The organism is Nonomuraea longispora (assembly GCF_004348345.1).
Lineage (GTDB): Bacteria > Actinomycetota > Actinomycetes > Streptosporangiales > Streptosporangiaceae > Nonomuraea > Nonomuraea longispora.
The window spans coordinates 1-7,920 of record NZ_SMJZ01000294.1; the positions used below are offsets into that span (position 1 = coordinate 1).

General features: G+C 73.3%; 5 protein-coding genes, 1 pseudogene and 1 riboswitch. Of the genes and pseudogenes, 4 read left to right on the forward strand and 2 right to left on the reverse strand.

The window, feature by feature from the left end; all coding sequences use genetic code 11:
• Positions 1–264, forward strand: a pseudogene (locus E1267_RS41065) (cobyrinate a,c-diamide synthase); the annotation flags it as partial.
• Here the strand turns inward: E1267_RS41065 and cobN are convergent.
• Positions 219–3,806, reverse strand: coding sequence for a cobaltochelatase subunit CobN (gene cobN / locus E1267_RS41070; protein WP_132341305.1), 3,588 nt, complete (start codon positions 3,804–3,806; stop codon positions 219–221). The pseudogene E1267_RS41065 and the gene cobN overlap by 46 nt on opposite strands.
• Positions 3,807–3,836: 30 nt before the next feature.
• Positions 3,837–4,044, reverse strand: a riboswitch (cobalamin riboswitch).
• 12 nt (positions 4,045–4,056) lie between these two features.
• On the opposite strand from cobN, the gene cobG reads away from it, so the two are divergent.
• Genes cobG through E1267_RS41085 form a run of 3 tightly spaced genes read left to right on the forward strand, consistent with a single transcriptional unit; the run spans position 4,057 to position 7,360 of the window.
• Positions 4,057–5,259, forward strand: a complete 1,203-nt coding sequence (gene cobG / locus E1267_RS41075) for a precorrin-3B synthase (RefSeq protein WP_220449920.1) — start codon at positions 4,057–4,059, stop codon at positions 5,257–5,259.
• Positions 5,256–5,876, forward strand: coding sequence for a precorrin-8X methylmutase (locus E1267_RS41080; RefSeq protein WP_132341307.1), 621 nt, complete (start codon positions 5,256–5,258; stop codon positions 5,874–5,876). The genes cobG and E1267_RS41080 overlap by 4 nt, the downstream gene beginning before the upstream one ends.
• A 5-nt stretch (positions 5,877–5,881) precedes the next feature.
• Positions 5,882–7,360 carry a precorrin-2 C(20)-methyltransferase gene (locus tag E1267_RS41085; protein ID WP_132341309.1) on the forward strand — a complete coding sequence of 493 codons (1,479 nt, stop codon included), beginning with the start codon at positions 5,882–5,884 and terminating at the stop codon, positions 7,358–7,360.
• Here E1267_RS41085 and E1267_RS41090 read toward each other — a convergent pair.
• Positions 7,351–7,920: cobalt-precorrin-6A reductase (locus tag E1267_RS41090; protein ID WP_132341311.1), on the reverse strand; the 570-nt coding region annotated here is incomplete at its 5' end. The genes E1267_RS41085 and E1267_RS41090 overlap by 10 nt on opposite strands.

Consider the following 7,920-nt stretch of genomic DNA (forward strand, 5'->3'; position numbering starts at 1 on the left):
CCTCGGCTGACGCTCGGCTATCGGGACGCGGTCGCGCTTGGGCGATCGCCGCTGACGAGGGCGGGCGAGCGCTTCCGCGGCCACGAGTTCCACCGCACGGTCGTCGGCCTCCCGGGCGAGCCGCTGTTCCGCTGGAAGGGCGGCGCCGACGGGTTCGGCGACGCCCTCGTGACCGCGTCCTACCTGCACCTGCACTGGGCCGGAGCACCCGGCCTGGCTCAGCGGCTCGTGTCGTCCTCCAGGTCACCCTCGGTCTTGAGGTAGACCTCCTGCAGGCCGCGCAGGAGGTCCGGGTCGGGGTGCTCCCACATGCCGCGCTCGGCGGCTTCGAGCAGCCGCTCGGCGATGCCGTGCAGCGCCCACGGGTTCGACTCGGCCATGAACGCCCGGTTCTCCGGGTCCAGCACGTACGTCTCGGTGAGCTTGTCGTACATCCAGTCGACCATCACGCCGGCGGTGGCGTCGTAGCCGAACAGGTAGTCGACGGTCGCGGCCAGCTCGAAGGCGCCCTTGTAGCCGTGCCGCCGCATCGCGGCCAGCCATCGGGGGTTGACCACCCTGGCGCGGAAGATGCGTGAGGTCTCCTCCGACAGGGTGCGGGTGCGTACGGCGTCGGGGCGGGTGCTGTCGCCCACGTATGCGGCGGGGGCCCTGCCGGTGAGCGCGCGGACGGTGGCGATCATGCCGCCGTGGTACTGGAAGTAGTCGTCGGAGTCGGCGATGTCGTGCTCGCGGGTGTCGACGTTCTTGGCGGCCACGGCGATCCGGCGGTAGGCGTCCTCCATCTGCGGGCGGGCGGCGACGCCGTCGAGGTCGCGACCGTAGGCGAAGCCGCCCCACGCCGCGTACACCTCGGCCAGGTCGGCGTCGTCGCGCCAGTTGCGGCTGTCGATGAGCGGCAGCAGCCCGGCCCCGTACGCGCCGGGCGCCGAGCCGAAGATGCGCATCGTCGCCTGACGCTCGTCGCCGCCGCTCTGGCGGGCGTGGGCGCGCACGTAGTTCTCCTCGTCCGGCTCGTCCAACCCGGCGGCCAGCCGTACGGCGTCGTCGAGCATGCCCACCACGTGCGGGAAGGCGTCGCGGAAGAAGCCGCTGACACGGACCGTCACGTCGATCCTGGGGCGGCCGAGCTCGGCGAGCGGGATGGGCTCCAGGCTCGTGACACGGCGCGACGCCTCGTCCCATTCGGGGCGGATGCCGAGCAGGGCCAGCACCTCGGCCACGTCGTCACCCGCCGTGCGCATGGCGCTGGTGCCCCAGACGGACAGGCCGACGGAGCGCGGCCACTCCCCCGTGTCGGCGTGATAGCGCTCCAGCAGCGAGCCCGCCATCGCCTGCCCGGTCTCCCAGGCCAGCCTGCTCGGGACCGCCCGGGGATCGACGGAGTAGAAGTTGCGGCCGGTCGGCAGCACGTTGATCAGGCCGCGCATCGGCGAACCGCTCGGCCCGGCGGGCACGTAGCCGCCGTCCAGAGCGTGCAGGAGGTGGTCGAGTTCGTCGGTGGTACGGGCTAGGCGCGGCACCACCTCGGTGGCGGCGAACGTCAGGATGCTGGTGACCAGCTCCAGCCTGTTGGCCGGCGCCGCACGGGCGACCTCCGGCGCGGCGTCCGGCGCCCAGCCGCGCTCCTCCATCTCCTCGATCAGCGCGCGGGCGACGGCCTCGGCCCGGTCCACGTCGCCCAGCGCGGCCGTGCCGTCCTCGGCCAGCCCGAGCGCCTCGCGCAGGCCGGGCAGCGTCTCCCGGCCTGACCACATCTGTCGGGCGCGCAGCATGGCCAGCACCAGATTCACCCGGACCTGGCCGGTCGGCGCCTGCCCGAGCACGTGCAGGCCGTCGCGGATCTGCGCGTCCTTCACCTCGCACAGCCACCCGTCCACGTGCAGGATGAAGTCGTCGAACTCGCTGTCGTGCGGCCGGTCGGCCAGTCCGAGGTCGTGGTCGAGCCGGGCCGCCTGGATCAGCGTCCAGATCTGCGCCCGGATGGCGGGCAGCTTGGCCGGGTCCATGGCGGCGATGGTGGCGTGCTCGTCGAGGAGCTGTTCCAGCCGGGCGATGTCACCGTAGGTGTCGGCGCGGGCCATCGGCGGCACCATGTGGTCGACCAGCACCGCGTGCGCCCGCCGCTTGGCCTGGGTGCCCTCACCCGGGTCGTTGACCAGGAACGGGTAGATCAGCGGCAGGTCGCCGATGGCGGCGTCGGTGCCGCAGGCGGCCGACATGCCGGCCGACTTGCCCGGCAGCCATTCCAGGTTGCCGTGCTTGCCCACGTGCACCATCGCGTGCGCGCCGAAGTCGGCTGAGAGCCAGCGGTAGGCGGCCAGGTAGTGGTGGCTCGGAGGCAGATCGGGGTCGTGGTAGATGGCGATCGGGTTCTCGCCGAACCCGCGCGGCGGCTGCACCATCACCACCACGTTCCCGGCGCGCAGCGCGGCCAGCACGATGTCGCCTTCGTGCACGAACAACTCGCCCGGCGGCGGCCCCCAGTGCCGTTCCATGCCGGCCCGCAACTCCGCGGGCAGGGTCCGGTACCAGCGCTCGTAGGAGGCGGCGGAGATGCGTACCGGGTTGCCCGCGAGGTGCTTCTCGGTCAGCCAGTCCTGGTCCTGGCCGCCGGCGGCGATGAGCGCGTGGATGAGCGCGTCGCCGTCCTGCTCGGCCACCCCGGGAAAGCCGTCGCCCAGGTCGTAGCCCGCCTCGGCCAGCCGGGCCAGCAGCCGCACGGTGCTGACCGGCGTGTCCAGGCCTACGGCATTGCCCACCCGGGAGTGCTTGGTGGGGTACGCCGACAGCATCACGACCAGACGGCGCTCGGCGGGAGGGGTGTGCCGAAGCAGGCCGTGCCGTACGGCGATGCCCGCCACCCGGGCGGCCCGCTCGGCGTCGGCGGCGTAGACGGTGAGCCCGTCCTGGTCGATCTCCTTGAACGAGAACGGCACCGTGATGATCCGCCCGTCGAACTCCGGGATCGCCACCTGCGAGGCCGCGTCGAGCGGCGAGAGCCCGTCGTCGTTGTCCTCCCACGCCTGCTTCGAGGTGGTCAGGCAGAGTCCCTGCAGGATCGGCACGTCCAGCGCGGCGAGCGCGCCGACGTCCCACGCTTCGTCGTCACCCCCGGCGCCCGCCGTGGCCGGGCGGGAGCCGCCCGCCGCGAGCACGGTCACCACCAACGCGTCGGCCGCGTCCAGCGTGGCGAGCAGCTCGGGCTCCGCCGTGCGCAGCGAGGAGCAGTAGACCGGCAGCGCCTGGCCGCCCGCTGCCTCGATGGCCGCGCAGAGCGTCTCGACGAAAGCGGTGTTGCCGGCCATGTGGTGCGCGCGGTAGTACAGCACGCCCACCACCGGTCCACTCCGGGAACCGGTCTCGCGTTCCAGCCGTCCCCAGGAGGGCGCCGGTGCGGGCGGCGCGAACCCGTGCCCCGTCAGCAGGACGGTGTCCGACAGGAACGCGTGCAGCTCGGCCAGGTTCGCCGGTCCGCCCTGGGCGAGGTAGGCGTGTGCTTCGGCGCAGACGCCGCCGGTGACCGTGGACAGCTCCATCAGCTCGGCGTCCGGGGCTTGCTCCCCGCCGAGGACCACGACCGGGCGCGGCTGCGCCAGCAGCGCGTCCAGGCCCTCTTCCCAGGCCCTGCGTCCGCCCAGCAGGCGGACGATGACCAGATCGACGCCTTCCAGCAGCTCCGGCAGATCGTCGGCCGCCAGCCTGGCGGGGTTGCCCCATCGGTAGGCCGTGCCGCTGGCCCGGGCGCTCAGCAGGTCTGTGTCGGAGGTCGAGAGCAGCAGAACGGTATGGCTGTCGCCAGGCACGGCGCATCCTCCCTCGGGGTCCTCGCCCCGGTCGCGGGTGTCGCGACGGCAGGAGTCTCCTGGCTCCCGGATCAGCGCTCACCCCGGCCTTCCCACCCGTCGCCGGGTAGTGGCCTGTGGTGGGGTTCGCTCCCCGGTCACAGTGGCGGGACCGCGCCGGTTTCGCACCGGCTTCCTCCCTTTGCCATCGCCTACCCGGGAGCCTACGACAGGAGCCACCCTCGCCAGAAGTGGCGTTACCATCCTCTTCGTGTCCATAGCCGACTTTTCCGGACGGGTACGCCCTGACGCCTGTCCGGGAGCGCTACAGGTGCACGAGGCCGCCGACGGCCCGCTGGCCCGCGTCCGCCTGCCCGGCGGCGCCGTGACCCCTGCCCAGCTCCGTGAGATCGCGGCCTGCGCGGACGAACTCGGCTCGGGGGTGATCGAGCTCACCTCGCGCGCTAACGTGCAGGTACGTGGACTGCGCTCGGCGTCCGCTTTCGCCGGGCGGATCGCGGCGGCGGGCCTGCTGCCGTCCACCGCGCACGAACGGGTCCGCAACATCGTCGGATCGCCGTTGAGCGGGCGGGGCTCCGGAGGGTTGCTCGACACGCAACCGATGGTGGATGCCCTCGACCAGGCGCTGTGCTCACGTGCGGGCCTTGCCGAGTTGCCTGGACGGTTCTTGTTCGCGCTCGACGACGGCACGGGAGACGTGACCGGGCTCGGCGGGGACGTCACGTTCGCAGCCGTGAGCGCGCGCGAGGGGCGATTGCTGCTGGCGGGCTCGGACAGCGGGCTCGCCGCGCGCCCGGACTCCGCGATTCCTCTGATGCTCGCCGCGGCCGGGGCGTTCCTCGACGAGCGGGCCTCGCAGGCCGAAGGCCGGGCCCCCGCATGGCGGATCCACGAACTGAAGGACGGCCCCCAGCGGGTCGCCACTCGCCTGAACGGTCTGACAGCCGAGCCGCCTCATGACCCCGGCGGCTTGCACGAGGCAACCAGTCAGGCCGCACCGGTTGTGCGCGATTCACGCGCCGGACACATCGCCCAGCGGGACGGCCGGATCGCGCTGGAAGCCCTGGTTCCGCTCGGCCGCTTGACGCCCGCCCAGGCTGTGGCTCTCGCGGACGGCGGAACCGCGGTGCGGCTCACTCCCTGGCGGACCGCCGTACTGCTGGACCTGTCCCCCGGAAAAGCGGATCGCGCGGCGAGCACGATCGAGGAGGCCGGGCTCGTCGTCGACCCGGCGTCGCCATGGGCCGGCGTCACCGCCTGCACCGGCCGTCCGGGCTGCGCCAAATCGCTGGCGGACGTCCAGGCCGACGCCCGGCGCTGGGTGAACAGCCTGGACGCCGCTCCGCCCACGCCCGTGCACTGGGCCGGCTGCGAGCGCCGCTGCGGACTCCCACGCGGCCGAGTCATCCAGATGATCGCCACCGAAGACGGTTACCAGGAAAGGCAGCAGTGAGCGACTACATCCGCGACGGCGCCGAGATCTACCGGCAGTCGTTCGCCACCATCCGCGCCGAGACCGACCTCACCCGCATGCCGCCCGAGGTCGCGCAGGTGGCGGTGCGGATGATCCACGCCTGCGGGATGACCGACCTGGTCGCCGACCTCGGCTGGTCACCCGCCGTGGTCGTCCGGGCCAGGGAGGCGCTGCGCCGTGGCGCGCCCGTGCTGTGCGACGCCATGATGGTCGCCTCGGGCGTGACCAGGCGCAGGCTGCCCGCCGCCAACGAGGTGCTCTGCACGCTGGGCGAGCCCGGTGTGCCCGAGCTGGCCGAACGACTCGGCACCACCCGCAGCGCCGCCGCCCTCGAACTCTGGCGCGACCGTCTCGACGGCGCGGTGGTGGCGATCGGCAACGCGCCCACCGCCCTGTTCCGCCTGCTGGAGCTGGTCGCCGAGGGCGCGGGCAGGCCCGCGGCGGTGCTCGGCATCCCCGTGGGGTTCATCGGCGCGGCCGAGTCCAAGCGAGCGCTGGTGGAAAGCGACCTGGACCACCTGGTGGTGCACGGCCGTCGCGGCGGCAGTGCGATGACGGCGGCGGCGGTCAACGCCCTCGCGAGCGAGACGGAGTGAGCGCGATGACGGGACGGCTGTACGGAGTCGGCCTCGGCCCCGGCGACCCTGAGCTGGTCACGGTCAAGACCGCCAGGCTGATCGGCGAGGCGGACGTGATCGCCTACCACGCGGCCCGGCACGGACGCAGCATCGCCCGCTCGATCGCGCTGCCGTACATGAAGGAAGGGCAGATCGAGGAGCTTCTCCTCTACCCACTGACCACGGAGACGACCGACCATCCCGGCGGCTACCAGGGCGCGCTCGACGACTTCTACGCCGACTGCGCCGAACGGCTGGCCGCGCACCTGGAGGCCGGCCGCACCGTGGTCGTGCTGGCTGAGGGCGACCCGCTGTTCTACGGCTCCTACATGCACATGCACAAGCGGCTCGCCCACCGCTACCCGACGGAGGTGGTGCCCGGGGTCACGTCCGTCAGCGCGGCCTCCGCCGTGCTGGGCCGTCCGCTGGTGGAGCGCGACGAGGTGCTCACCGTGCTGCCGGGCACGCTGCCTGCCGGGGAGCTGGCGGAGCGGCTGCGCGGCACCGACTCCGCCGCGGTGCTCAAGCTGGGCCGGACGTTCACGAAGGTCCGCGACGCCCTGGCCGAGGCCGGGCGTCTCGACGAGGCCTGGTACGTCGAGCGCGCCACCATGGACGCCGAGCGGGTCGCGCCGCTCAAGGACGTCGACGCGGACGGTGTGCCGTACTTCTCCCTGGCCCTGCTGGCCAGCCCGGCGGAGCGGACCTTCGTACCCGAGCCGGCGGCGACCGAGGGACGGGGCGAGGTGACCGTGGTCGGCCTCGGCCCGGCCGGGCGGGCGTGGCTCACGCCGGAGGCGCAGGAGGCGCTGGCGGTGGCGACGGACCTGGTCGGCTACGGCCCGTACGTGGACCGGGTGGCGCCGAACCCGCGCCAGCGCCGCCACCGTACCGACAACCGGGTGGAGGCCGAACGGGCCAGGCACGCGTTGGAGCTGGCCCGCGAAGGGGCGCGGGTGGCCGTGGTGTCCTCTGGCGATCCCGGCGTGTTCGCCATGGCGAGCGCGGTCCTCGAAGCGGCGGGCGACTTCCCCGACGTGCCGGTGCGGGTCGTCCCCGGGCTGACCGCCGCGCAGGCGGTGGCCAGCAGGGTCGGCGCCCCCCTGGGCCATGACTACTGCGTGCTGTCGCTGTCGGACCTGCTCAAGCCGTGGGAGGTGGTGGCCGAGCGGCTGTCGGCCGCGGCTCGGGCGGATCTGGTGCTGGCGATCTACAATCCGGCCTCGCGCAGCCGTACCTGGCAGCTCGGCGCGGCCCGTGACCTGCTGCTGGAGCACCGTGACACCGCCACCCCGGTGGTGATCGGCCGCAACGTCGGCGGCGAGCAGGAGAGCGTCGCCGTCACCACGCTCGGTGAGTTCGATCCCTCTCAGGTCGACATGCGCTGTCTGCTGATCATCGGCTCCTCGACGACCCGTGTCACGGATCGCGGCGTCGTCTACACCCCCCGCCGCTACCCCTGAGCCCAGGCGGCCGCCACGGCCACGGCGTCCACCACCCGGACGCCCGGGGGTGGTGGCGGCCGGTCCACCATGATCACTGGCAGCGCGAGCTCGCGCGCCGCCGCCAGCTTGGCGGCCGTCATCTCACCGCCGCTGTCCTTGGTGACCAGCACGTCCAGCCGGTGCTCCCGGATGAGGGCCCGCTCCCCCTCGACCGTGTACGGGCCGCGATCGAGCAGCACGTGCACGTTGGCCGGGACGGGGGCGCCGGGCGGGTCGACCGACCTGGCCAGCAGCCACACCCCGGACAGCCCGGTGAAGACCGGCAGGCTCCGGCGGCCGGTCGTGAGGAACACCCGCTCCACAGGCATGCCGGCCAGCCTGGCAGCCGCCTCTTCCAGGGAGGGGACCCGCTGCCAGGCGTCACCCGGGCCCTCACGCCAGCCCGGCCTACGCAGGACGAGCAGCGGCACGCCGGTCCGTGCCGAAGCCTCGGCCGCGGAGGCCGACATCCGCGCCGCGAACGGATGCGTCGCATCCACCACGGCATCGATCCGCTCGGCGGCCAGCCAGCCGGCCAG